Here is a 23,285-nt window from a genome sequence, read left to right as displayed (position 1 = left end):
AGCGTAATCAGTTAGACGGATGAGGTGAACATGAGCACTACAGGGGGCGTCAGCAGGGAACGCGGTTACACCGCACTTATTGTCCTGCTGCTGATTGCGATCGGTTTCGCGGCGCTGGATTTCTTCCTGCTCAACCAGAAGAACGGCGAGGACCGCCAGGCGATCGCGCTGACCACGCAGATCCAGGTGCTGTCGCAGCAGACGGCGAAGTTCGCGCTGGAATCGTCGGACGGCAATACCGACTCCTTCAAGGAGCTCGAGTCCACTCGCAATGCGATCGACTCCGCCGTGCAGCGGCTGAACAAGGGCGACCCCAAGGGCGGCATGCAGCCGTACTCGGACAACAACGCCACGCCCGCCGGCCGTGCCGTGAGCGCGCTGGATGCCTCCTGGAAGCAGCTCGACGCCGATATCGGCAAGATCCTCTCCAACAAGGCGGTGGTGCTCGACTCCGGGCAGCGCGCCGGCACCCTGTCGCAGCAGATGCCGCTGCTCAACTCGAGCATGGAGCAGGTGGTCAACATCCTGCAGCAGCGCAACGGCAGTTCCGAGCAGATGCTGGGCACGTCCCGCCAGATGCTGTCCGCCGACCGCATCATCCGCCGCGTGCAGGAAGTGCTGCAGGGCGGCGACAGTGCCCAGTCGGCGGCTGACGGCCTGTCCCGCGACGCGCAGTTGTACGGCAGCGTGCTGAAGGGCCTGATCGAGGGCAACCCCGACAGCGGCGTGAAGCCGATCAATGACGCCAATGCGCGCAAGATCCTTACCGAGATGGACGCCAGCTGGGCCCAGCTGGCCGACCCGGTGGCCAAGCTGGTCGCCGCCGCCGGCAACATCGCCGACGTGAAGCGCGCGGGCAACCAGGCCTCGCTGGATTCGCAGACCGTGCTGCTGCGTGCGAACGACCTGTCCGAGCAGATCGGCAAACTGCCGCTGCGCCGGCTGTTCCCGAACGTGTGGTGGGGCCTGCTTGGTGCGATCGCCGCGGTGGCGTTCGCGCTGCTGCTGGTCATCACCCTGGTGCGCGACCAGCGCCGCCGGTTCGCCCAGAGTACCGAGCTGAACCAGCGCAACCAGGAGGCGATCATGCGTCTGCTGGACGAAATGGGCTCGCTCGCGGAAGGCGACCTGACTGTGAAGACCACGGTGTCGGAGGACATCACCGGCGCGATCGCTGACTCGGTGAACTACGCCATCGACGAGCTGCGATCCCTGGTGACCACCATCAACGAGACTTCCGAGCAGGTGTCGTCCTCGGCGCAGGAAACCCAGACCACCGCCCGCCACCTGGCCAACGCGGCCGAGCAGCAGGCGCAGCAGATCAGCACCGCGACCTCGGCGATCAATCAGATCGCCAGCTCGATGGACGACGTGTCGAAGAACTCCGCCGAGTCGGCCGACGTGGCCGAGCGCTCGGTGAAGATCGCCTCGCATGGTGCCGAAGTGGTGCGCGAGACGATCTCCGGCATGGACTCCATCCGCGACCAGATCCAGGAAACCTCCAAGCGCATCAAGCGCCTGGGCGAATCCTCGCAGGAGATCGGCTCGATCGTGGAACTGATCAACGACATTGCCGAGCAGACCAACATCCTGGCCTTGAACGCGGCGATTCAGGCGGCCTCGGCCGGCGAGGCGGGCCGGGGCTTCGCGGTGGTGGCGGACGAAGTGCAGCGACTGGCCGAACGCTCGACCAGCGCGACCAAGCGCATCGAGACGCTGGTGCAGACGATTCAGTCCGATACCAACGAAGCGGTGAACTCGATGGAGCAGACCACCGCCGAGGTGGTGGCCGGCGCACGCAAGGCGGAGGACGCCGGCAGCGCGCTGGGCGACATCGAACGCGTCTCGCACGATTTGTCATCGCTGATTCAGAGCATCTCCACCGCGGCGCGTCAGCAGTCCGCGGCGGCGACCGATATCTCGGTGTCCATGAACGCAATTCAGGAGATCACTTCGCAGACCTCGCAGGGTGCGAGCCAGACGGCCGACTCGATCGGTACGCTGGCGCAGCTGGCGAGCGACCTGCGGCGCTCGGTGGCGCACTTCAAGCTGCCGGGTTGACATCGGCCGGGCCGGTTGCCGGTCCGATTGAGCAAAGCACAAGACAGGGGGCAGTCTCGCTGGTTGCAGGATGCTTGCGTTGTGCAACCGTTGAGAGAGGCGCATGAGACTTCAAGACCACATCGATTTCACCACGCTGCAGTGGGTCAAGCCGGAACTCGACGACACGTTGTCGATCGCCCGCGAGGCGCTGGAGTCGTACGTCGACAACCCGGGCAAGCGCGACTACATGCGCACCTGCGCAGATCACCTGCACCAGGTGCAAGGCACCCTGCGGATGGTCGAGTTGTACGGCGCGGCGATGGTGACGGCGGAGATGGAGGCGCTCGCCATCGCCCTGCTCGAGGATCGCGTCACCTACCGCGAGGAAGCCTATGCCGCGCTGATGCGCGGCCTGATGCAGCTGCCTGACTACCTGGAACGTCTGTCCAGTGGCCATCGCGACGTACCGGTGGTGCTGCTGCCGCTGCTCAACGACCTGCGCGCGAGCCGCGAGCAGGAGCCGCTGCCCGAATCGGCGATGTTCCACCCGAATCTCGATGCGTTCCTGCCGGAGCAGGCGCCCGCGGCGATGAGCGAGGCCTATGCCGAAGCGCACCGCGGCGAACTGGTGGACCTGCGCCTGCGCTTCCAGCAGCAGTTGCTCGGCTGGTTCCGCGGGCAGAATGCCGCGCAGCAACTGGTCAACATGCGCAAGACCCTGCTGGCGATCACCGCGCGTTGCCACCATGTGCATGGCCGGCGTCTGTGGTGGATCGCCGCCGGCGTGCTGGAAGGCCTGGAGCAAGGCTTCCTCAAGGGCAGCGCCGGCGAAGTGCGCCAGCTGATCGGCAAGGTAGACCGCAACATCCGCCTGCTGATCGAGCAGGGCGAGGACAGCCTGCGCGGCGGCGAAGCGGACGACGTGGCCTGCAAGCTGCTCTACATCGTGGCGCAGGCCAAGCAGCGCAGCCCGCAGATGGAGCTGTTGCGCAGCACCTACGCGCTGGACGGCCTGCTGCCCGATGCCGGCGAACTGGAACACGCCCGGGGTTCGATGGCCGGGCACAACCGCGCGCTGCTCGACTCGGTGTCGCGCGCGCTGAAGGACGACCTGCTGCGCGTCAAGGAAGCGCTGGACCTGTTCCTGCGCCAGCAGAACGGCGACCCCGCACAACTGGCCGCACAGGGTGAAGTGCTCGAGCGCGTGGGCGACACGCTCGGCATGCTGGCGCTGGCGGTGCCGCGTCGGGTGGTCACCGAACAGCGCCGGGTGCTCGACGAGATCGCCAACCGCATGCGTGCGGCCGACGAGGAAGCCCTGCTCGACGTGGCCGGCGCACTGCTGTACGTCGAAGCGTCGCTGGACGACCACATCGAAAGCCTCGGTTCCGAAGACGAAGCGGCCCCGAACGACGCCATGCCCAGCCTGCCGCGCAGCGAGGCGCTGGGCGTGGTCACCACGCTGATGCAGGAGGCGATCGCCAACACCGGCAAGGTCAAGGACGCGATCGTTGCGTTCGTCGAATCCGGCTGGGAGCACAACCGCCTGGCCGGTGCACCGGCGCTGATGGATGAAGTCGCCGGTGCCATGCACATGCTGTCGTCGCCGCGCCCGGCCGAGCTGGCCCAGGGTGTGGGCCGCTTCATCGGCAACGAACTGCTGGAAGACCGGCGCGTGCCGAGTGGCGCGCAGATGGACCAGCTGGCTGATGCGCTGGCGGCGCTGGAGTATTACCTGGAGGCCGCGCGCGAGCATCGCGGCGGTCTGGAGCACATTCTCGACGTGGCCGAGCACAGCCTCAGCCTGCTCGGCTACTGGCCGCTGCCGTCGGCGCGCGTGGCGTCCCCGGCGGCCTTCGTGCCCGAAACGGCAGCACTTGCCGAATACGCGGACGCGGGCGAGGAACATCCGGAGCTGTCCGAGTCCGTCAGCCTGCTGCAGGGCGACGACCTGGGGCGACTCTTCGTCGGCGACAGCCAGACGCCAGCTGCATCCGCCCATGACCTGGACGGCCTGCACCTGGCGCAGACCGAAACCACCGCGCCGGGTCACTCCGGGTCCGACGAGCCGGGCGACTGGATCGAGATCGAGGAAGAGGTGGACGAGCAGGTGCCGGTGCGCGACGCGCTGGCGGCGAATACCAGTTTCAACATTCACGCCGAGGGCATCGACGACGATATCCGCGAGATCTTCCTGGAGGAGATGCAGGAGGAAATCGACAACCTGCGCGGCGCCGAGAAGACCTGGCTGGTCGACCCCGCGCAGACTTCGCCGCTGGTCGGCATCCGCCGCTCGTTCCACACGTTGAAGGGCTCCGGCCGACTGGTCGGTGCCGGCGTGCTGGGCGAGTTCGCGTGGAAAGTGGAGGACATGCTCAACCGCGTGCTGGACAACACCATCGAGCCAGGCGCCGACGTGCAGGCGCTGGTGCGGCATGCGATCGACGCGTTGCCGCAGCTGCTGGCCGCGCTCAAGGGCGAAGGTGCGCCAAGCGCGCCGCTCAGCGCGATCATGCATGTCGCCGAGCAGCTGGCGGCCGGTAACCAGGCGCGCGTGGAGGATCACGCACCCCAGGCCATGGAAACGGTGCGTCGCATCGTGCGCCGGCGCGTGCCGCGCCCCGACACGGCGGCGGCAGGGGCTGTACCCACGGCCAGCCTGACGGAGGCAAACGCCACGTCCACCAAGCCGGAGCCGGTCGAGTCCGAACACGCCATGGCGATGCCGGTGATGCCGCCGGTGGATCCGGTGCTGCTGGAGATCCTGCGCAGCGAAGTGGCGCAGTACCTGCAGACCATTCGCGCCGCGATCCAGCGCTGCGACGACGAATTGCCGATCGGTGAAGAGCTGCTGCGTGCCGTGCACACGTTGCATGGCGCGATCGCGATGGTCGACATCCCGTTGCTGACGCAACTGCTGTCGCCGCTGGAAGGCCTGTTCAAGCGCCTGCGCGCCGCCAACCTGCCGCTGTCGCCGGAGGGCGTGCACCTGCTCGGCCAGTCGGTCGACGTGGTCGATCACGTGATGGGCCAGTTCGACGCGGCCGCGCCGCAGATGCCCAATGTCGACGTGCTCACTGCGCAGATCACCGGCATGCGCGACTTCTATCCCGAATCGAAGGTGGCGCACGTCGTATTCGAGCCGCAAGCCGACGAGGCCGAGCCGGTGGAGACCTTCGGTACGGCGAATCCTGTCGACGCCGATCACGCGACCATGGCTGCCTCGCTCGAGGCCGGCATGGCCGAGGCCGCGGCGGCACAAGGGGGAACGGCATCCGCCCATGTTCCGGTCGACGCCGGCGAGGCACAGGAAATCCACCCGGACGACGCGCACCACGCCGAGCTGACCGCCGAGCTGATGGCGGCACTGGGTGCCTTTGAACCCGAGCAAGCCGTTGCCGAGCAGGCCGCGGCGGCACAAGCGGCGGCAGAGCAACTGGCGGCCGAGCAGGCCGCGGCAGCACAGGCGGCAGCAGAGAAGCTGGCGGCCGAGCAGGCCGCGGCGGCACAGGCGGCAGCAGAGAAGCTGGCGGCCGAGCAGGCCGCGGCGGCGCAGGCGGCGGCAGAGAAACTGGCGGCCGAGCAGGCCGCGGCGGCACAGGCGGCGGCAGAGAAACTGGCGGCCGAACAGGCCGCGGCGGCACAGGCGGCGGCGAGCCGCGTGACGGAAGAGGCGGCCGATGCCGCAGCGCCGGAACCCACCTATGCCCTGGCCGGCTCTGGCCAGATCGATGCCGACCTGCTGGAAGTCTTCATCGACGAGGCGCGCGAGCTCCTCGACCACGCCGATGGCGTGCTGGCGCAGTGGCACGCCGAACCTGCCGAGCTGGCGCACGTGCCGGAACTGCAGCGCGACCTGCATACGCTGAAGGGCGGTGCGCGCATCGCCGGCCTGATGTCGGTGGGCGATCTCAGCCATGCGATCGAGACCCTGCTCGAGAAGCCGATCCGCGATACGTCGAAAACCGGGCCGCTGATCGCCGCGCTGGAGGCCGGCTTCGACCAGCTGCACGCCCTGGTGCAGCAGGTGGCGCAGGGCCAGTCGGTGGATTACCCGCGGGTGATGATCGACCACCTGCTGTCGCTGGCGGGCGAGACGGCCCTGGTCGACGACATGGTGCCGGCTGCGGTGTCGGCGCCCGCGCCGATGCCGGCCGCATCGTCGCCGACGGTTTCCGCGGCGGGCGATCTCGACCTGCCCGAACTCATGCCGGAGGCGGAGGAGGAAGTACGTTCCTCGCAGGAGCAGATCCGCGTTCGCGCCGACCTGCTCGACAGCCTGGTGAGCCATGCCGGCGAAGTGGCGATCTACCGTTCGCGGCTGGAACAACAAGTCGCCGGCTACCGTTTCAACCTGGTCGAGCTGGAACAGACCGTCGCGCGTCTGCGCAGCCAGCTGCGCATGCTGGAGATCGAGACCGAGGCGCAGATCATCGCGCGCTTCCAGCGCGAACATCGCGAGGCGGGCCTGGCCGCGTTCGATCCGCTCGAGCTCGATCGCTACTCGCAGCTGCAGCAGTACTCGCGTGCGCTGGCCGAGTCGGTATCCGATCTGGTGTCGATCCAGAACATGCTGGACGAGCTGACCCGCCAGGCCGAGACGCTGCTGATCCAGCAGTCGCGGGTCAGTACCGAGCTGCAGGACGGCCTGCTGCGCACGCGCATGCTGCCGTTCGACACGATGGTGCCGAACCTGCGCCGCACCCTGCGCCAGGCCGCCCAGGAGCAGGGCAAGCACGCCCAGCTCCACGTGGACGGCGCCCACGGCGAAATGGACCGCAACCTGCTCGACCGCATCAAGGCGCCGTTCGAGCACATGCTGCGCAATGCGATCGCGCACGGCATCGAGACCCCGGCCGAGCGCCGCAAGACCGGCAAGCCGGCCGAGGGCGTGGTGAACATCACGGTCGCACGTGAGGCCACCGAGGTGGTCATCCGGGTCAGCGACGACGGCCGCGGCCTGAACCGCGAGGCGATCCGCAAGCGCGGCATCGAACGCGGGCTGCTGCGCGCCGAAACCCGGCCGACCGACAACCAGTTGCTGTCGCTGATCACCCAAACCGGCTTCTCCACCGCCAGCCAGGTCACCCAGCTGGCCGGCCGCGGCGTCGGCATGGACGTGGTGGCGAACGAGATCAAGCAACTCGGTGGTTCGCTGTCGATCGAATCCGAGGAAGGCAGGGGTACCACCTTCATCCTGCGCCTGCCGTTCACCCTCGCGGTGACCCAGGCCATCCTGGTGCGCATCGGCGAGGCCACGTTCGCGATCCCGATGACCTCGGTGCAGGGTGTGGCGCGGGTCAATCCTGACGACCTCACCGCATGGATGGCCGCAGACGAGCCGTCGTTCCAGTACGGCAACGAGGCGTATGGCATCCATGACCTGGCGGAACTGCTGGGCCTGCCGCCGGGCCTGCCGGCCGAGGACGAGCAACAGCCGCTGCTGCTGACCCGCGCGGGCGACCTGCGCGCGGCGATCCGCATCGACGCGGTGCTCGGTTCGCGCGAGATCGTGGTGAAGTCGGTCGGCCCGCAGATCAGCTCGGTGCCGGGCCTGCTCGGCGCGACCATCATGGGCGACGGCTCGGTGCTGATCATTCTGGATCTGGCGCCGCTGGTGCGTCACGGCATCATCCGCCGCGAGCAGCGCCTGGCCGAAGGCCTCAGCGCGGTGCAGGCGCCGGTGATCGAGGAAGTGCAGGCCAAGCCGCTGGTGATGGTGGTGGACGACTCGATCACCATGCGCAAGGTCACCAGCCGCGTGCTGGAACGCCACGAGTACGAGGTCAGCACGGCGAAGGACGGCGTCGACGCGTTGGAGAAGCTGCACGAGCGCGTGCCGGACCTGATGCTGCTGGACATCGAGATGCCGCGCATGGACGGCTACGAGCTGGCGACCCACATGAAGGCCGACCCGCGACTGCGCGACGTGCCGATCATCATGATCACCTCGCGCAGTGGCGACAAGCACCGCCAGCGCGCGTTCGACATCGGCGTCGACCGCTACCTCGGCAAGCCGTACCAGGAGGCCGAGTTGCTGGTGCAGATCGGGGAGGTGCTGGAGCAGCGTGCGGTGGCGGCGGAGCCGGTTCATGACTGACACGGTTCCTGCGGTTGCCCTGCTGTTCGACGACACCGAGCTGGGTAGCCAGTTGCGTGAGGCACTGTGCGAGCGTGGCGCGCGGATCGTGCACGAAGGCGGGGTGGCCGGCTTCAGCCGCGCATTGCTGCAGCAGGTGGCTGCCGACGTGCTGGTGGTCAACCTGGACGACAGCGCCGACGACGCGCTCGACCGCCTCTACGAGGTGATCGACGGCGACCGCCCGCGCGTGGTCTTCAATGACGCACAGGCCAGCCGCGCGCTGGCCGGCTGGGATCGCGCGCGCTGGGCGCGTCACCTGGCGGTCAAGGTAATGGCAGAGGGTGACCTCGATCCGCCGCGACCCAGTGACGCCCCCGGCGTCGAGGCGCCGGCGGCTGCGCCGCCGTCGATGGTGGCAGCCGGGGCCGCACCGGTGCTGGCGCCAGTGATGGCCGGGGCGACGGAGCTGCTGGCCGAACCTGCCGAGGCGCCGACGGATTTCGATCCGCAGGAGTCCGATTTCCCGATGCACGACGACCCCGCTGAGCAGCATGGTCAGGTCGCGGCGGCGGAATCGGAAAGCCTGGCGGCGGAACTGGAAGCCCTGCTGGCCTCCGACGAACTGCCGGCCGATGACGACGCGCATTCCGGTCCGGGCCTGCGCTTCGTCGATGACGAGGAGCCGCCGCCGTTGCACGACGGGAACTTCGGCGCGCCGGTGGCGGATCCGGCAGCGACATCGCCGGCCGCACCCGCTCCGGCGTTGTCGGGCGTGACGCCGGCGGCGTTCCAGCTGGACCATCTGCAATTGTCGTCGCTGACCGACGCCGCGGTCAGCACGGTACCCACCCCGGTGGCGGCCAGCGGCGTATCGCCCGTGCGTGCGCCCGAGGGCTGGACGCTGGTGGACGAAGAGGCCCAGCCGGCCGCGCCGGAAGTGCCCGAAAAGCTTGAGGCCGTGGTGTTCGGGATCGAGAAATTGAGCGCCGCTGATTTCCTCGCTCCGGACGTCGAGACGGTCGCCGCCGACCTCGAGCCGCGGATGAGCCTGGAGCTGGTGTCGATGGAGGAAGCCATCGCGCCGCAGGCGTACGTACACGAGCATGGGTCCGAGCAGACAATGATGCTCGACGATCTCGGCGGCGCGTTGAGCCGGGTGGTGTTGCTGGGCGCCGCAAGCGATGGCATCGACGCGGTATGCACGTTCCTGGCGACGCTGCCGACGACGGCGCGGCATACCTTCCTGCTCACCCAGCACCTGGGTGGGCAGTCGGATGCATCGCTGGTGGCGGAATTTTCCGCGAACTGCGCGTTGCCGGTGCGACTGGCCAAGGCTGGCCGCGCCAGGCCTGGCGAGGTGCTGCTGGTGCCGGCCGGGCAGCAGGTCCAGTTGCATCGCGACGGCGGCATCGAGCTGCGGGCGAACGGCGCGGAGGCCGCGCCGGAGCCGTCGATCGACGCCAGCCTGACCATGGCGGCGAATGCATTCGGCCGCGACGCGCTGGCGATCGTGTTCGCCGGGCGCGGCAACGATGCCGTCGCCGGTGCGCAGGCGATCCATGATCGCGGCGGGCAGGTCTGGGTAGAGTCGTCGTCCGGGGAGCATTTCGCCGACATGGTCAGTGGAATCTTCGCCGAGCGACTGGTCAGTTTCTCCGGTACGCCGTCCGAACTGGCGGCGCACCTGCTTGAGGTGTTTCCATGAGTGATCCGCTGCCGCGTGAAATCCGCTGCGTCCTGGTGCCGGTGGGCAACCTGCGCCTGTTGCTGCCCAACGCTACCATCGCCGAAGTGGTCACCCAGAGCGCGCCCGAGCCGGTGGCCGGCGCACCCGCCTGGCTGCTTGGCCGGATCGCCTGGCGCGGCTGGCGCGTGCCGCTGGTGTCGTTCACCGCACTGGCCGGCACCGAGGAGGGTGATGCCGAGCTGAGCGTGCGCGTGGCGGTGCTGAAGGCGCTCGGCGGCAATCCGAAACTGCCGTTCATCGCCGTGCTGACCCAGGGCTTCCCACGCCTGACCACGCTGAACGCGGAGCTGATCATCCCCACCCACGACGGCAAGCCGCTGCCGCCGGGCGTGCGCGCGCACGTGCTGGTGCGCGACGACGTGGCGATGATCCCCGACCTGGAATGGATCGAGACCACCTTGCTGGACCTGCTCGACGCCGCCGAGCCGGCGGAGTCCATGGAGTCGTCGGGTTCGGACGACTGAAGCGGGCCGGCGAGCGACCGCCAGGCTTGCTAGCCGTCGCCGTGCAGCGCCTGCAACGCCGCCAGTGCGGCCAGCCCTGCCGTTTCGGTGCGCAGGATGCGCGGCCCCAGCCGCAGGCCCGCGAAACCGGCGGCGGTGAGCGCGCTGACGTCGCGTTCGCCCAGGCCGCCTTCCGGGCCGACCAGCAGCAGGCCTCCGGCCGCCGTGAAGCGCAGGTCGCGCGACGAGCGACCGCCTTCCGGCAGCAGCGCCAGGCGCAGCGCGCCGTCATCGGCCAGGCCGGCCAGCCATGCCGCCAGCGGCAGCGCCGGGACGATCTCGGGCAGGCGCGCGCGGCCGCTCTGCTCGCAGGCGCTGGCCACTACCGCACGCCAGTGTGCCAGTCGCTTTTCCGCGCGGGCGGCGTCCAGCTTCACTTCGGAGCGTTCGGTCAGCAGCGGCACGATGCGCGCCACGCCCAGCTCGGTCGCCTTCTGCACGATCAGGTCCATCTTCTCGCCGCGCGCCACGCCCTGGGCCAGGGTCAGCGACAGTGGCGACTCGTTCCGCAAAGCCTGCTCCGACTCGACCCGCACGGCCACCTCACGCTTGCCCACCGCGACGATGACCGCGGCGTAGTCGTGGCCGTCGCCGTTGAACAGGGTGAGCGGGTCGCCGGGATTCATGCGCAGCACGCGCGCCACGTGTTCGGCGGCCTGCGCCGGCAGGTTCAGCGCGGCGGAGACGGCGAGCGGCTGGTCGACGTGGATACGGATCGTGCGCATCGGAGCGGACTGGGTCTGGGCGGCCGCCCAGCATAGCGCGGCTCACATCTGCGGTGCCCTGCGGATGAACGGATGCGAGACGGCTGGGCGCCGCCGCTTGCTCCTGTTGCCGCGTCGTATCAGCATGGATCGCACTCCCCATGCGCGCTCGCCGCATCTGCACCCGCGAGCCGGAGGTTCCATGTCCAGGTTCGTTTTCGTTTCCGCCATGCTGCTGGCAGGCTGCGGCGCAGGCACCACGCTGCTGGCACAGGATTCGCCGAGTTCGCCGCCCTCCGCCGCATCATCGAGCCAGCAACAGGCCGCCCGGCTGGACGATCACAACTGCATCCGCGAAACCGGCAGCCATATCCCGGCCAGGAAAGGGCACTGCCTGCCGGTGAACGGGCGCAGCTACAGCCAGCAGGACCTGCAGCGCACGGGCGAGCCCGAACTGGGCCGGGCGCTGCAGAAACTCGACCCCCGCATCACCGTCCACGGGCACTGAACAATTCGCGGGTTCAGTCCGCGACGGCGCGCTCGATCCCGGCGATGGCGGTGTCGACCAGCAGGTCGAGGTCCGACGCGTCGACCACGTAGGGCGGCATGAAATACACCACGTTGCCCAGCGGACGCAGCAGCACGCCGTGCTGCAGGCCATGCAGGTAGACGCGCAGGCCGCGCCGTTCCGCCGCTGGATATGGCCGCCGGCTCGGCTTGTCGGCGACCAGTTCGACCGCCGCGATCATGCCGGTCTGGCGCACGTCGGCGACGTGTGGGTGCGCGCGCAGCGGTTCCAGCCGGCGGGCCAGGTGGGCGGCCAACTGGCGGTTGCGTTCCAGTACCGGCTCGTCGCGGAAGATCGCCAGCGTCTCCAGCGCCACCCGGCAGGCCAGCGGATTGCCGGTGTAGCTGTGCGAGTGCAGGAACGCCTTGCCGGCGTTGTACTCGGCGTAGAACGCCTGGTAGATCTGCTCGCGGGTGAGTACCGCCGACAGCGGCAGGGTGCCGCCGGTGAGCCCCTTCGACAGGCACATGAAATCCGGCGTCACGCCGGCTTGCTCGCAGGCGAACAGCGTGCCGGTGCGGCCGAAGCCCACCGCGATCTCGTCGGCGATGAAGTGCACCGCGAACTCGTCGCACAGCGCGCGCAGGCCGGCGAGGTAGCTTGGGTGGTACATGCGCATGCCGCCGGCACACTGCACCAACGGTTCGACGATCACCGCGCAGGTCTCGTGCGCGTGGCGTTCCAGCAGCGTGCGCAGTTCGCCGAGGCGGCGTTTGGCCGTCTGTTCGGCCGACTCGCCGGGCTCGCCTTCGTACGCGTCCGGTGACGGCGCCAGGAACGGGGTCAGCAGCAGCGGCGCATAGGTCTTGCGATACAGCGCCACGTCGCTCACCGACAGCGCGCCCAGCGTCTCGCCGTGGTAGCTGCCGGTCAGCGCGATGAAGCGGGTCTTCTCGCCGTGACCCTGGTTGAGCCAGTAGTGGAAGCTCATCTTCAGCGCCACCTCGATCGCCGCCGAGCCGTTGTCGGCGTAGAACACGCGGTCGAGTCCGGGCGGGGTGATGCGCACCAGCTCTTCGGCCAGCTTGATGGCCGGTTCATGGGTGAAGCCGGCGAAGATCACGTGCTCCAGCGTGTGCGCCTGCTCGGCCAGCGCGGCGGCGAGGCGCGGGTTGGCGTGGCCGAACAGGTTGGTCCACCACGAACTGATGCCGTCCAGGTAACGCCTGCCGTCGGCATCGATCAGCCAGGCGCCCTCGCCGCGCACGATCGGCACCATCGGTATGCTTTCGTGGTCGTGCATCTGCGTGCAGGGATGCCAGACGTGGCGCAGGTCGCGCGCGGCGAGTGCGGCGTTGCCGCTTGCGGGGTTGTTCATCCGGCTATGATCGGCGTTGCGCGGCGGACACTCAAGTCGACGCAGCATTCATCCGGGACATCGACGCTTGAAGTCACTGCGAAAAAGCCTGCTCGGCCTTGGCGTGCTGGTGCTGGCCGCCACCGTGCTGCTGTGGTTCCTGCCGGCGCGCTGGGCGCTGCCGTGGCTCGCGCCGCGACTGCACGGGTTGCAACTGCAACAGCTGCAGGGCAGCGTGTGGGACGGTCGCGCCGGTGCGGTGGTCGCTGCCGACGGACAGGTGCTGGGGCGACTGCAGTGGCAGCTGTCGCGGCGCGCCCTGCTCGGGCAGCCGCGGCTGCAGCTGCAGTTCGAGGGGCCGCAGCTCGCGTTTTCCGGCGCCGTTCGGCGGTTGCCGGATGGTCGCATCGAGGTGGATGGAATGAGCGCGCACGCGCAGCTGGCCGCACTGGATCGCTACGCGTCGTCGCCGCTGGGCCAGCCGCGCGGCGAACTGCAGCTGACGATCGATCACGCCCTGCTGCAGGGCGGCTGGCCGCTGCAATTGCAGGCGCAGGCGCGATGGCCGCAGGCGCTCATGCGCACGCGCGCCGGCGACGTGGCGCTGGGTACCCTGCTGGCGCAGGCGAGCGCGACGGGCGGGGTGGTCCAGGCGCAACTGCACGATGACGGACACGGCCCGTTGCATGCCGACGGCAAGCTCCAGCTGAGCCCGCTCGGCTGGCGACTGGACGCGACGCTGCGCGCCCGACAGACTGACCCGGCCCTGCGCCGCTGGCTGGCTACGCTGGGCCCGCCGGCGGCTGACGGCAGCGTGCACGTCGAGCGCCGCGGCGGGCTGGCCGGCAGCGCGCCGGCACCCTCCACGAACTGAAGGACGCGAGACGAACATGACTCCGGATATCGCCACCACGGCCCTGGCGGCCGCACGCGAAGCCGCCGCGGCCGCGGCCGAGGTGATCAGGCACTACTGGCGACGCGGCGTCGAGGTGGAGCTGAAGTCCGACGCCACGCCGGTGACGATCGCTGATCGCGAGGCCGAGCAGGCGATCCGGCGGATCCTGCAGGCCGCGTTGCCGCAGGCCTCGATCTATGGCGAGGAGTTCGGCCTGGACGGCGAGCGCGGCGGCCTGCTGTGGCTGGTCGATCCGCTCGACGGCACCAAGAGCTTCGTGCGCCGCACGCCGTTCTTCTCCACCCAGATCGCGCTGATGGATGGCGACGAGCTGGTGCTCGGCGTGTCCAGCGCACCGGTCTACGGCGAGACGATGTGGGCCAGTGCGGGCAACGGTGCGTGGCTCGACGGCGAGCGCGTGCGCGTGGCAGACACGACGCAGATGGCGCAGGCCTCGCTCTCCACCGGCAACGTCAGGACGCTCACCGGCGACGCTCGCTGGGATGCGCTGGGCGCGCTGATCCGCGACAGCAACCGGATCCGCGGCTACGGCGATTTCTGCCACTACCACCTGCTGGCGCGCGGCAGCCTGGACCTGGTGATCGAGTCGGACGTGAACATCCTCGACGTCGCCGCGCTGGCGGTGATCGTGCGCGAGGCGGGCGGCGTGTTCACCGACCTGGATGGTGCGCCGCTGACGCTGGACACGCGCAGCGTGCTGGCCGGCACGTCGGCGATCCACGCGCAGGCCCTGCAGCGCCTGCGGCGTTGAGCGGCGCGGGTTAGAATCGCCGGATGCGCAAACTACCGATCGTCCACGCCACGCGCGATGTCAGCGACAGCCACTTCCTGCACGTCGAGCAGCTCGACCTGGAGTTCTCCAATGGCGTGCGGCGCACTTACGAACGATTGAAAGGCAGTGGCCTGGGCGCGGTGATCATCGTGCCGATGCTGGATGACGACACCGTGCTGCTGGTGCGCGAATACGCTGGCGGGCTCGGCCGCTACGAGCTCGGCCTGCCGAAGGGCCGGCTGGATCAGGATGAAACCGCCGAGCAGGGTGCCGAGCGCGAGTTGAAGGAGGAGGTCGGCTACGGCGCGCACAAGCTGAAGATCCTGCACAACCTGTCACTGTCGCCGTCGTACATGACGCACATGGCGCACGTGGTGCTGGCGCAGGACCTGTATCCCGAGAAGCTGGTCGGCGATGAGCCGGAAGAACTTGAAGTGGTGCCGTGGAAGATGTCCGAACTGCACACCCTGCTCGGTCGCGACGACGTGACCGAGGGGCGTTCGATCGCCGCGCTGTTCATGGCCCGCGAGTATCTCGCCGGGCGCTTCCAGCGCACATGAGCACGCCGCCCGGAAATATGCCGCCCGAGCTGGCCCGGCAGGTTGGCGCGATTGCCCGCGCCGCCGGTGCGGCCATCCTCGACGTCTACCACAGTGACTTCGCGGTGCAGACCAAGGCGGATGCGTCGCCGCTGACCGCTGCCGACCTGGCCGCCCAGCAGGTGATCATGGCCGGCCTGGCTGCGCTCGAGCCGGTACTGCCGGTGCTGTCGGAAGAAGCCAAGGCCTTGCCGTGGTCCGAGCGCCGGCACTGGTCGCGCTACTGGCTGGTCGATCCGCTGGACGGCACCCGCGAGTTCGTCAAGCGCAATGGCGAATTCACCGTCAACATCGCGCTGGTCGACGACCACCGCAGCGTGCTCGGCGTGGTGCTGGCGCCGGTCAGCGGCGAGCTGTATGTCGCCGCGCTGGGGCAGGGCGCCTGGCTGCAGACGCAGGCCGATGGACCCTGGCAACGCCTTCGCACGCGCCCGCTGGGGCAACCGCCGCGGGTGGCCGGCAGCCGCTCGCACGGCGGCGTGCAGGGCGATGTGCTGCAGCAGCTGATCGGTAGCGACTACCAACTGGTGCCGCTGGGCTCATCATTGAAGTTCTGCCTGATTGCGCGTGGTGAAGCGGACGTCTATCTGCGCCTCGGCCTCACCAGCGAATGGGACACCGCCGCGGCGCAATGCGTGCTGGAGGAGGCCGGTGGCGCGGTGCTCGACCTGGCCGGCCAGCCGTTCCGCTACAACCGCGGCGAGTCGCTGCTGAACCCCGAATTCGTCGCCGTCGGCGACCTCACGATCGACTGGGCCACGCGGTTGCCGGCGCCATGAGCGACCCGACCCGGCACAGCCTCGACGACCTGCTCGCGATCATGGCGCGCCTGCGCGATCCCGAGCGCGGCTGTCCGTGGGACGTGCAGCAGGATTTCGCCTCGATCGCCGCGTACACCATCGAGGAGGCCTACGAGGTCGCCGACGCGATCGACCGCCGCGACTGGCCCGACCTGCGCGACGAGCTGGGCGACCTGCTGCTGCAGGTGGTGTTCCACTCGCAGATGGCGGCCGAGCAGGGCCTGTTCGGTTTTGTCGACGTTGCCCACGCGATCAGCGCCAAGATGCTGCGGCGCCATCCGCACGTGTTCGGCGACACGCGCTACGCCGACCTGGCCGCGCAGATGCAGGCGTGGGAAGCGATCAAGACGGCCGAACGCGCGGACAAGGGCGAGCCGCCCGACGCCAGCGCACTGGCGGGCATCTCGAGTGGCCTGCCGGAATGGAAGCGCGCGCAGAAGCTGCAGCAGCGCGCGGCGGCCACCGGTTTCGCCTGGCCCGGCCCCGAGCCGGTGCTGGCCAAGCTGGCCGAGGAAGTGGACGAGGTGCGCGCGGAGTTCGCCAACGGTGCTGACCCGGCGCGCCTGCAGGACGAGATCGGCGACGTGCTGTTCGTGATGGTGAACCTGGCGCGCCATGCCGGCGTCGATTTCTCGCAGGCATTGCGGCATGCCAATGCGAAATTCGAACGACGCTTCCGGCAGATGGAGCAGCTGGCCACAGCTGACGGCACGGCATTCGGCGAGCGCACGCTAGATGAGCAGGAACAGCTGTGGCAGCGCGCCAAGCAGGCGGAACGCAAACCCTGAACCTGCACGATGGCGCCAGGCCATCGCGCAGGTCGTGGCGGACTTTCGTGAAGTTACTTGGCCGCCGGCGCCGCCTTGTCGGCACGCTGCTGCCAGGCGGCGCGCATCTTCTCGCGCTCGGCACGCATCTTCGCCTCGTTGGCCAGGTTCTCGTCCAGCCCCTTGCGCAGCGTGGCGATCGCCTGGTCGACGTTGGCCGGCTGCGCCTGCAGGCGGGCCAGCCGCTGGTAGACGTAGTCGCGCACGCGCGGATCCTGCGATTTCGCCAGCACGTCGTTGTAGACCGACGCCATCTCCTTGCTGCGGCCGGACTGCAGGTACAGCCGCTCCAGGCCGTGCAGGTCGCCGATCACACCGCTGCGCCGGTGGTCGAAGCGGTGCATGCGCATGCCGTGGTCGCGGTCGCCGTGATGCGCGCGCATGTCCTTGCCGGCCATCGCGGACGGGGCCGGCGACGGCGGGGCCGGCGTATTCTGGGCCATCGCGAACGAGGTCGATCCGGCGATCAGCACGGCCAACGCGGAAGCAAGCAGGGTTTTGCGGTGCATGGTGTGTCTCCTCGGTAGGTAGACTGGAGAACGCGGCCGGCGGCGGTACGTTGACGGGCGCGTTCATGCTTCCATCATGCTTGCAACCCTTTAGCCACCGGCCGCATCTCAGGCAGGTCGACCACCCAAGGAGAGTTCCATGCGCCGTCTTTTCACTGCAGCCCTGCTGCTCGCCCCGATCGCCGCCTTCGCCGCCAGCCCGTGCAAGTACGAGGCGCCGCGCAATCTGCAGCTCGACCTCGCCGGCGTGCGCGGCGTGCAGATCGACGTGCACAGCTACGACCTGCACCTGACCGGCAGCGACCATGCGAAGGAGCTCACCCTTCACGGTCGCGCCTGCGCTTCCGAGCAGGCGGCGCTGGACAAGCTGCAGGTCACCCAGCGACGCGAAGGCGACCAGCTGCTGCTCGACATCGGCGATGGCGGCGGCTTCAGTGTCAACCTGTTCGGCGGCAATTCCTACACCAGCCTCGACGTCACCGTGCAACTGCCGGCGAACCTGCCGGTCACCGTGCGCGTGGGCTCCGGCGACGCCGACGTCGGCGGCGTGCAGCAGCTTCAGACCAGCGTGGGCTCGGGCGACCTGCACGTGCGCCAGGTGTCCGGCAAGTTCGGCACCAGCGTCGGTTCGGGCGACGTCGATGCCACCGACGTCGGCAGCCTGGAACTGGGCTCAGTGGGCTCCGGCGACTTCAAGGCGGAAGGCATCAAGGGCGACGCCCGCATCGGCAGCATCGGTTCCGGCGACGTCACGCTGCACAACGTCGGTGGCAGCGTGCATGCCGACACGCTGGGTTCCGGCGACCTCAGGGTGAGCGACGTCGGTGGCGATCTCAGCCTCGGCGCCAAGGGCAGCGGCGATGTCAGCCACTCCGGCGTGAGGGGCAAGGTCAGCGTGCCGCACGACGACGATTGACGTCAGCCCAGCCAGCGCCAGACCAGGTACACCAACGGCGCGCACACCAGCAGGAACGGAATCGACACCAGGTGCAGCAGCCGCAGCCCATGCGGCTGCTTCGCCAGGCGCAGCGCGATCAGGTTCGCCAGCGAACCGATCGCCACGCCGAAGCCGCCCACGTTCACCGCCACCGCCAGTGCGATCGCGTCGGGCGTGCGTTCGAGCAGCAGCACCGTCGCCGGCACGTTGCTGATCAGCTGCGAGGCGACGATGCCGCCGGCATACAGCGTCAGCGGCTGGCCGAAGTCGAGCCGGTCCAGCGCCTGGTGCACCAGGGGCAGGTTTGCGAAGTGGCCCAGACCCAGGAAGATCGCGGCGAAGGTGAGCAGCAGCAACCAGTCGATCCGCGCCAGGCTCGACCGCGCCAGCAACGTGAACAGCACCAGCAACAGCAGCGCGCCCAGCGGCGCGTGGCCGTATTCCATCATCAGCACCATGCCGAGCAGCGCGGCCATCGAACACGCGCCGAGACGGGTCGAAGCCACCATGCCGTCGATCCGTTCCGGGCTCAACGCCACGCGGTCGCGCGGCAGCCACAGCCAGGCGAATGCCGCCACCAGCACGAACATTACCGTCGCGGCCGGCAGCATGGCCGCCGCGAAATGCAGGAACGGCAGTTGCGAGTGTTGCCACAGCAGCAGGTTCTGCGGGTTGCCGATCGGGCTCAGGGTGGAACCCGCGTTCACCGCCAGCGCCTCCAGTACCACCATGCGCAGCACCGGCAGGTTCGAGATGGCGCCGATCGCCAGGGTCAGCGGCACGATCAGGAACAGGCTCACGTCGTTGGTCAGCACCATCGACAGCAGCGCCGTCGCGGACACCAGCAACAGGCCCAGACTGCGCAGCGAATGCGCGCGCGCCACCACGGCCACCGCCGCATGCTGCACCAGGCCGCTGTCGCGGATGCCCTGGATCGCGATCAGCAGGCCGGTCAGGCCGGCCAGGGTCGGCAACTGCAGCCAGTGCCGATAGCTCGCCAGCGGTTGCGGATCGAGCACCGCCAGCGCGATCGCCAGCGCTGCGAACAGCCACAGCAGCCACTCCTCCCTGAGGCGCTGTCGTGTGCGGCTTGCGATCATCGGGAAGTCCGGTGGGGCGTCGGCGTACTTTATCAGCCCGCCCTTCGATGCCGGCTCAACCCTCGCGCAGCAGCCGCATCGGCGGCGTGCGGCTGACCTTGCGCGTACCGGCCAGGCCCAGCAGCATCACCACCAGCGCGGCGCCGACGGCACCACTAAGCAGCGGCCACGGCGGCGGCACGAAGTGCTCGATGTGGAACACTGCCTGGCCCAGCCACCAGCCCGCGCCGGCGGCACCGAGTGCGGCGGTGAGGCCGGCGACCAGGCCGAGCAGGGCGAATTCGCAGGCGGCGGCCACGCGCAGTTGTGCGCGGCGCGCCCCAAGCGTGCGCAGCAAGGCGGCTTCGTGGCGGCGCTCGGCTGCGCTGGCGGCGAGCGCCGCGGCCAGCACCAGCGCACCGGCGAGCAGGCTGAAGCCGAGAATCCAGCGCACCGCGTTGCCGACCCGGTCGACGATCTCGCGCACGCGGTCGAGCAGCGAGTCGACATCGACCAGGCTGAGGTTGCTGTAGTCGCGCGACAGCTGCGCCAGTTCGGCGGCATGCCCGCGCGGCAGGTGGAAGCTGGCCAGCCAGGTATGCGGCAGGCCGCCGGCGTGGGCCGGGTCGAGCAGCAGGAAGAAGTTGACCCGGAACGAGCTCCAGTCGACCTTGCGGATACTGCTGACCTTGGCGTCGATGCGGCCTTCGCCCACGTCGAAGCTAAGCGTGTCGCCCAGCTTCAGCGCGAACATGTCGCGCCACATGGTGTCGATCGATACCTCGGCGTGGGCCGGCTGCGGACCCTGCCAGCCGCCGGCAACCACTTCGTTCGCGGGCGGCAGCTCGGCGGACCAGGACAGCCGCAGCTGGCGGTCGGCCCAGTCCTTCGCGCGCTCGTCGGCGAAGGCGAGCTGGTCGATCGGGCGGCCGTTGATCGCGGTGAGCTTGCCCACCGCCAGCGGCAGCATGTTGAGCTGGTCGCCGCCGGCCTTGGCCAGCGCCTGCTCGAAGCCGGCACGCTGGTCGTCCTGCAGGTTCAGCGCGAACCAGTTCGGCGTATCCGCCGGCAGTTCCTGACGCCAGCCCTGCAGCAGTGCCGGCGCCACGATCGCCAGCAACAGCAGCGCGCACAGGCCCAAGCTGAGCGCGGTGGCCTGGATCACGCTCAGTGCCGGCCGCCGTGCCAAGGCAGCCAGGCCGAGCCGCAACGCCGGGTGTGCGCCCGGTGCAATGCGCCGGGCCAGCCACAGCAGCAAGCCGGCCAGCAACGCCGCGATCAGCGCCACACCGAGCAGGCTGGCGGCGAGGATGCCGGCCAGGGTGAGCGAGCTGCTCTGGCTCCAGATCAGGCCCAGCGCCACCAGCGCGGGAACCAAGTACAGCGCATCGAAACGCCGCACGCGTCGCTGCATGCTCTGGCGAAATACGGCAACCGGAGCGACCTCGGCCAGCCGCGCCAGCGGCGGCAGCGCGAAGCCGACCAGCACGGCGGTGCCCATCGCGGCGGCGGCGAACGACGGCGCCAGCGGCAGCACGGTCGGCACGTTGCCGAACAGCTGGCTGGCCAGCAGCCAGGCCAGCTGCGCCAGTCCCAACGCGAGCAGTACGCCGAGTGCCGTCGCCGGCACGGCGAGCGCACCCAGCGTGCCCAGCAGCAGCCCCAGCACGCGTCGACGTGACATGCCCAGCGCGCGCAGCAACGCCACTTCGGTGGTCTTGCGCCGCGCGTAGCGCTGCGCGGACAACGCGATCGCGATGCCGGCCAGCAGCGCCGAGAGCAGGGCGGTCAGGCGCAGGAACGCACCGGCGCGGTCGAACGAGGTGCGCATGCGTTCCTGGGTCTGTTCCGGGGTGATCAGCTGGGCGCCTTGCGGCAGCGCGGTCGTCTGCGCCCAGTCGCGCCAGGCCTGCACCGCGACCGGTGTACCGGCCAGTAGCAGGCGATGGCGGGCGCGGCTGCCGGTGCCGAGCAGGCCGGCCTGTTCGGCATCGGCCAGGCTCATCAGCGCGCGTGGCGCCAGCGCCAGCAGCTCGCCGCCATCGGGCTGGCGCAGCAATTCGGCGGCGATGGTCAGGTTGCGGCCGCCCAGTTGCAGCGGCTGGCCGACCTGGAGGCCCAGCGCGACCAGGGCGCGGTGGTCGAGATAGACCTCGCCCGCGGCCGGGGCGCGGCCGTTGCGCGTGTGGCCGGCGGCATCGCGCAGTTCCAGCTTGCCGCGCAGGGGGTAATGCGGGTCGACCGCCTGCACGTCAAGCAACTGGGTCTGCTCGTGCGCGAACGCCACGCTGGGAAAGCCGGCGGTACGGGCGAGTTGCAGGCCGTCCTGGCGCGCCTTGTCGGCGAACGCCTCTGGCAGGGCCTGCGGCGACGACACGCCGACGTCGCCGCCGATCAGTTCGGCGGCGCTGGCCAGCATGCCGCGTTCGATCCGCGTCGCCAGCGTGGCGACCACGCCCAGCGCCACCACCGCCAGCACCAGCGCAGCGGCCAGCGTGCGCAATTCCGGCAGGCGCCATTCGCGGCGCAGGCTGCGCAGGGCGAGCAGCAGCATCTTCATGCCTGCGCGTCCGCGCCGGACGCCACGACGCGACCCTCTTCCAGTTCGATCCGGCGGTCGCAACGTGCGGCCAGGGTCGCATCGTGGGTGACCAGCACCAGGGTCGTGCGGTGGTCGCGGTTCAGCGCGAACAGCAGGTCGCTGATGTGGTGGCCGGTGCGCTGGTCGAGGTTGCCGGTGGGCTCGTCGGCGAACAGCACGCGCGGGCCGTGCACGAACGCGCGGGCGATCGCCACGCGCTGCTGCTCGCCGCCGGACAGCTGGGCCGGATAATGCCGTCGCCGCGTGCCCAGGCCAACGGCTTCGAGCGCGTCGCGTGCACGCGCGCGAGCCGCGCTGCTGCCTTCCAGCTCCAGCGGCAGCATCACGTTCTCCTCGGCGGTGAGCGCGGGCAGCAGGTGGAACGACTGGAACACGAAGCCGACCAGTTTTCTGCGCAGGTCGGCGCGCGCCTCCTCGTCCAGTTGCTGCAGCGCATGGCCATCCAGCATGAGGCTGCCGCTGTCCGGCGTGTCCAGCCCGGCCAGCAGGCCGAGCAGGGTGGTCTTGCCGGAACCGGAGGCACCGACGATGGCGAAACTCTCGCCCGGCCGCACCTGCAGGCTGACCTGGCTGAGGATCTCCAGTCTCCCTTCGGGGCCGTTGACCGACTTGCTAACATCGCAGGCTTCAAGAAGAGGTCGGGAAGAATCGCTCATGCGTCGATGCCTGTGGTGGCTGGTTTTTCTGTGCGGCATCGGCAGCGCCCAGGCGGCGGCGCCGAAAACCGTGCTGGTGCTGGGTGATTCGTTGTCCGCCGCGCACAACATCCCGGTCGAGGCCGGCTGGGTGCATCTGCTGGATGCGCGCCTCAACCAGATGGTGCCGAAGTGGACCGCGATCAATGCCAGCATCAGCGGCGAGACCTCGCTGAGCGGGCGCAACCGCCTGCCCGCGCTGCTGGCGAAGTACCGGCCCGAGGTGCTGGTGCTGGAGCTGGGTGCCAACGATGGCCTGCGCGGCCTGCCGCTGCCGGCGCTGCGCGACAACCTCGACGCGATGATTCGCACCGCGCAGCAAGCGAAGCTACGCGTGCTGCTGGTCGGCATCGAGCTGCCGGTGAACTACGGCCCGCGCTACCGCGACGGCTTGCGCGCGGTCTACGCGGAACTGGCGCAGAGCCGCCACGTCGCCCTGGTGCCGTTCCTGCTCGAAGGCGTTGCACTCGACCCCGCGTTGATGCAGGACGACGGCCTGCATCCGGTGGCTGCCGCCCAGCCGCGGGTGCTGGCTACCGTATGGAAGCCGTTGCGACCGTTGCTGCATTGAAACCGAACCGGTTCTGAACCGTCATCGCCGGCTT

At 69.5% G+C, this 23,285-nt stretch carries 18 protein-coding genes; 12 read left to right on the top strand and 6 right to left on the bottom strand.

Annotation, left to right across the window (positions count from 1 at the left end; all coding sequences use genetic code 11):
• Positions 1 to 30 precede the first annotated feature (30 nt).
• From IMW82_RS07530 to IMW82_RS07515, 4 genes are all read left to right on the top strand, one after another.
• Positions 31 to 2,061, top strand: a complete 2,031-nt coding sequence (locus tag IMW82_RS07530; protein WP_108470854.1) for a methyl-accepting chemotaxis protein — start codon at positions 31 to 33, stop codon at positions 2,059 to 2,061.
• Between the two features lie 103 nt (positions 2,062 to 2,164).
• Positions 2,165 to 8,143 carry an Hpt domain-containing protein gene (locus tag IMW82_RS07525; protein WP_108470853.1) on the top strand — a complete coding sequence of 1,993 codons (5,979 nt, stop codon included), beginning with the start codon at positions 2,165 to 2,167 and terminating at the stop codon, positions 8,141 to 8,143.
• Positions 8,136 to 9,830 (top strand): chemotaxis protein CheB, encoded by a 1,695-nt coding sequence (locus IMW82_RS07520; protein WP_108470852.1) that lies wholly within the window; start codon positions 8,136 to 8,138, stop codon positions 9,828 to 9,830. Before IMW82_RS07525 ends, IMW82_RS07520 begins: the two co-directional genes overlap by 8 nt.
• Entirely contained in the window at positions 9,827 to 10,336 is a 510-nt protein-coding gene (locus tag IMW82_RS07515; protein WP_108470851.1) for a chemotaxis protein CheW, read from the top strand. Before IMW82_RS07520 ends, IMW82_RS07515 begins: the two co-directional genes overlap by 4 nt.
• A gap of 29 nt (positions 10,337 to 10,365) precedes the next feature.
• Here the strand turns inward: IMW82_RS07515 and IMW82_RS07510 are convergent, their stop codons facing one another.
• On the bottom strand, positions 10,366 to 11,100 hold the full coding sequence (locus tag IMW82_RS07510) for a 16S rRNA (uracil(1498)-N(3))-methyltransferase (protein ID WP_108470850.1): 735 nt from the start codon (positions 11,098 to 11,100) through the stop codon (positions 10,366 to 10,368).
• Positions 11,101 to 11,281: 181 nt separating this feature from the next.
• Between IMW82_RS07510 and IMW82_RS07505 the strand changes: the two genes are divergently transcribed.
• Complete coding sequence (locus IMW82_RS07505; protein ID WP_108470849.1) at positions 11,282 to 11,587, top strand: hypothetical protein; 306 nt, start codon at positions 11,282 to 11,284, stop codon at positions 11,585 to 11,587.
• A 13-nt stretch (positions 11,588 to 11,600) separates the two neighbouring features.
• On the opposite strand, the gene IMW82_RS07500 is transcribed toward IMW82_RS07505, so the two are convergent.
• Positions 11,601 to 12,965 (bottom strand): adenosylmethionine--8-amino-7-oxononanoate transaminase, encoded by a 1,365-nt coding sequence (locus IMW82_RS07500; RefSeq protein ID WP_108470848.1) that lies wholly within the window; start codon positions 12,963 to 12,965, stop codon positions 11,601 to 11,603.
• A 67-nt stretch (positions 12,966 to 13,032) separates the two neighbouring features.
• Between IMW82_RS07500 and IMW82_RS07495 the strand changes: the two genes are divergently transcribed.
• The 5 genes from IMW82_RS07495 to mazG are packed head-to-tail and all read left to right on the top strand — an operon-like array spanning position 13,033 to position 16,819.
• Entirely contained in the window at positions 13,033 to 13,818 is a 786-nt protein-coding gene (locus tag IMW82_RS07495) for a type II secretion system protein N (protein ID WP_108470847.1), read from the top strand.
• A 16-nt stretch (positions 13,819 to 13,834) separates the two neighbouring features.
• The gene (locus IMW82_RS07490; protein ID WP_108470846.1) at positions 13,835 to 14,611 is read left to right on the top strand and encodes an inositol monophosphatase family protein; all 777 of its coding nucleotides are present in this window, start codon (positions 13,835 to 13,837) and stop codon (positions 14,609 to 14,611) included.
• A 23-nt stretch (positions 14,612 to 14,634) separates the two neighbouring features.
• Positions 14,635 to 15,192, top strand: coding sequence for an ADP compounds hydrolase NudE (nudE, locus tag IMW82_RS07485; RefSeq protein WP_108470845.1), 558 nt, complete (start codon positions 14,635 to 14,637; stop codon positions 15,190 to 15,192).
• A complete protein-coding gene (cysQ, locus tag IMW82_RS07480) occupies positions 15,189 to 16,010 on the top strand; it encodes a 3'(2'),5'-bisphosphate nucleotidase CysQ (RefSeq protein ID WP_108470844.1) in 822 nt (273 codons plus the stop codon). Before nudE ends, cysQ begins: the two co-directional genes overlap by 4 nt.
• Positions 16,007 to 16,819: a nucleoside triphosphate pyrophosphohydrolase gene (mazG, locus tag IMW82_RS07475; protein ID WP_108470843.1), complete on the top strand. Its 813-nt coding sequence runs from the start codon at positions 16,007 to 16,009 to the stop codon at positions 16,817 to 16,819. Before cysQ ends, mazG begins: the two co-directional genes overlap by 4 nt.
• Before the next feature lie 53 nt (positions 16,820 to 16,872).
• On the opposite strand, the gene IMW82_RS07470 is transcribed toward mazG, so the two are convergent.
• Positions 16,873 to 17,367, bottom strand: coding sequence for a hypothetical protein (locus IMW82_RS07470; RefSeq protein ID WP_211004160.1), 495 nt, complete (start codon positions 17,365 to 17,367; stop codon positions 16,873 to 16,875).
• A 139-nt stretch (positions 17,368 to 17,506) separates the two neighbouring features.
• On the opposite strand from IMW82_RS07470, the gene IMW82_RS07465 reads away from it, so the two are divergent.
• Positions 17,507 to 18,283, top strand: a complete 777-nt coding sequence (locus IMW82_RS07465; RefSeq protein WP_211004159.1) for a DUF4097 family beta strand repeat-containing protein — start codon at positions 17,507 to 17,509, stop codon at positions 18,281 to 18,283.
• Positions 18,284 to 18,285: 2 nt separating this feature from the next.
• Here the strand turns inward: IMW82_RS07465 and IMW82_RS07460 are convergent, their stop codons facing one another.
• Genes IMW82_RS07460 through IMW82_RS07450 form a run of 3 tightly spaced genes read right to left on the bottom strand, consistent with a single transcriptional unit; the run spans position 18,286 to position 22,641 of the window.
• Entirely contained in the window at positions 18,286 to 19,404 is a 1,119-nt protein-coding gene (locus tag IMW82_RS07460; RefSeq protein ID WP_211004158.1) for an SLC13 family permease, read from the bottom strand.
• Between the two features lie 55 nt (positions 19,405 to 19,459).
• Complete coding sequence (locus IMW82_RS07455) at positions 19,460 to 21,943, bottom strand: FtsX-like permease family protein (protein WP_211004157.1); 2,484 nt, start codon at positions 21,941 to 21,943, stop codon at positions 19,460 to 19,462.
• Positions 21,940 to 22,641: an ATP-binding cassette domain-containing protein gene (locus IMW82_RS07450; protein ID WP_211004156.1), complete on the bottom strand. Its 702-nt coding sequence runs from the start codon at positions 22,639 to 22,641 to the stop codon at positions 21,940 to 21,942. Before IMW82_RS07450 ends, IMW82_RS07455 begins: the two co-directional genes overlap by 4 nt.
• Here IMW82_RS07450 and IMW82_RS07445 point away from each other — a divergent pair.
• Complete coding sequence (locus IMW82_RS07445; RefSeq protein WP_211004155.1) at positions 22,640 to 23,251, top strand: arylesterase; 612 nt, start codon at positions 22,640 to 22,642, stop codon at positions 23,249 to 23,251. The genes IMW82_RS07450 and IMW82_RS07445 overlap by 2 nt on opposite strands.
• The last annotated feature ends 34 nt before the right edge of the window (positions 23,252 to 23,285 follow it).

Source organism: Rhodanobacter sp. B2A1Ga4 (assembly GCF_018101315.1).
GTDB classification, from domain to species: domain Bacteria; phylum Pseudomonadota; class Gammaproteobacteria; order Xanthomonadales; family Rhodanobacteraceae; genus Rhodanobacter; species Rhodanobacter thiooxydans_A.
The sequence above is the reverse complement of the archived record's forward strand: the minus strand, read 5'-3'. Positions and strand labels throughout refer to the sequence as shown.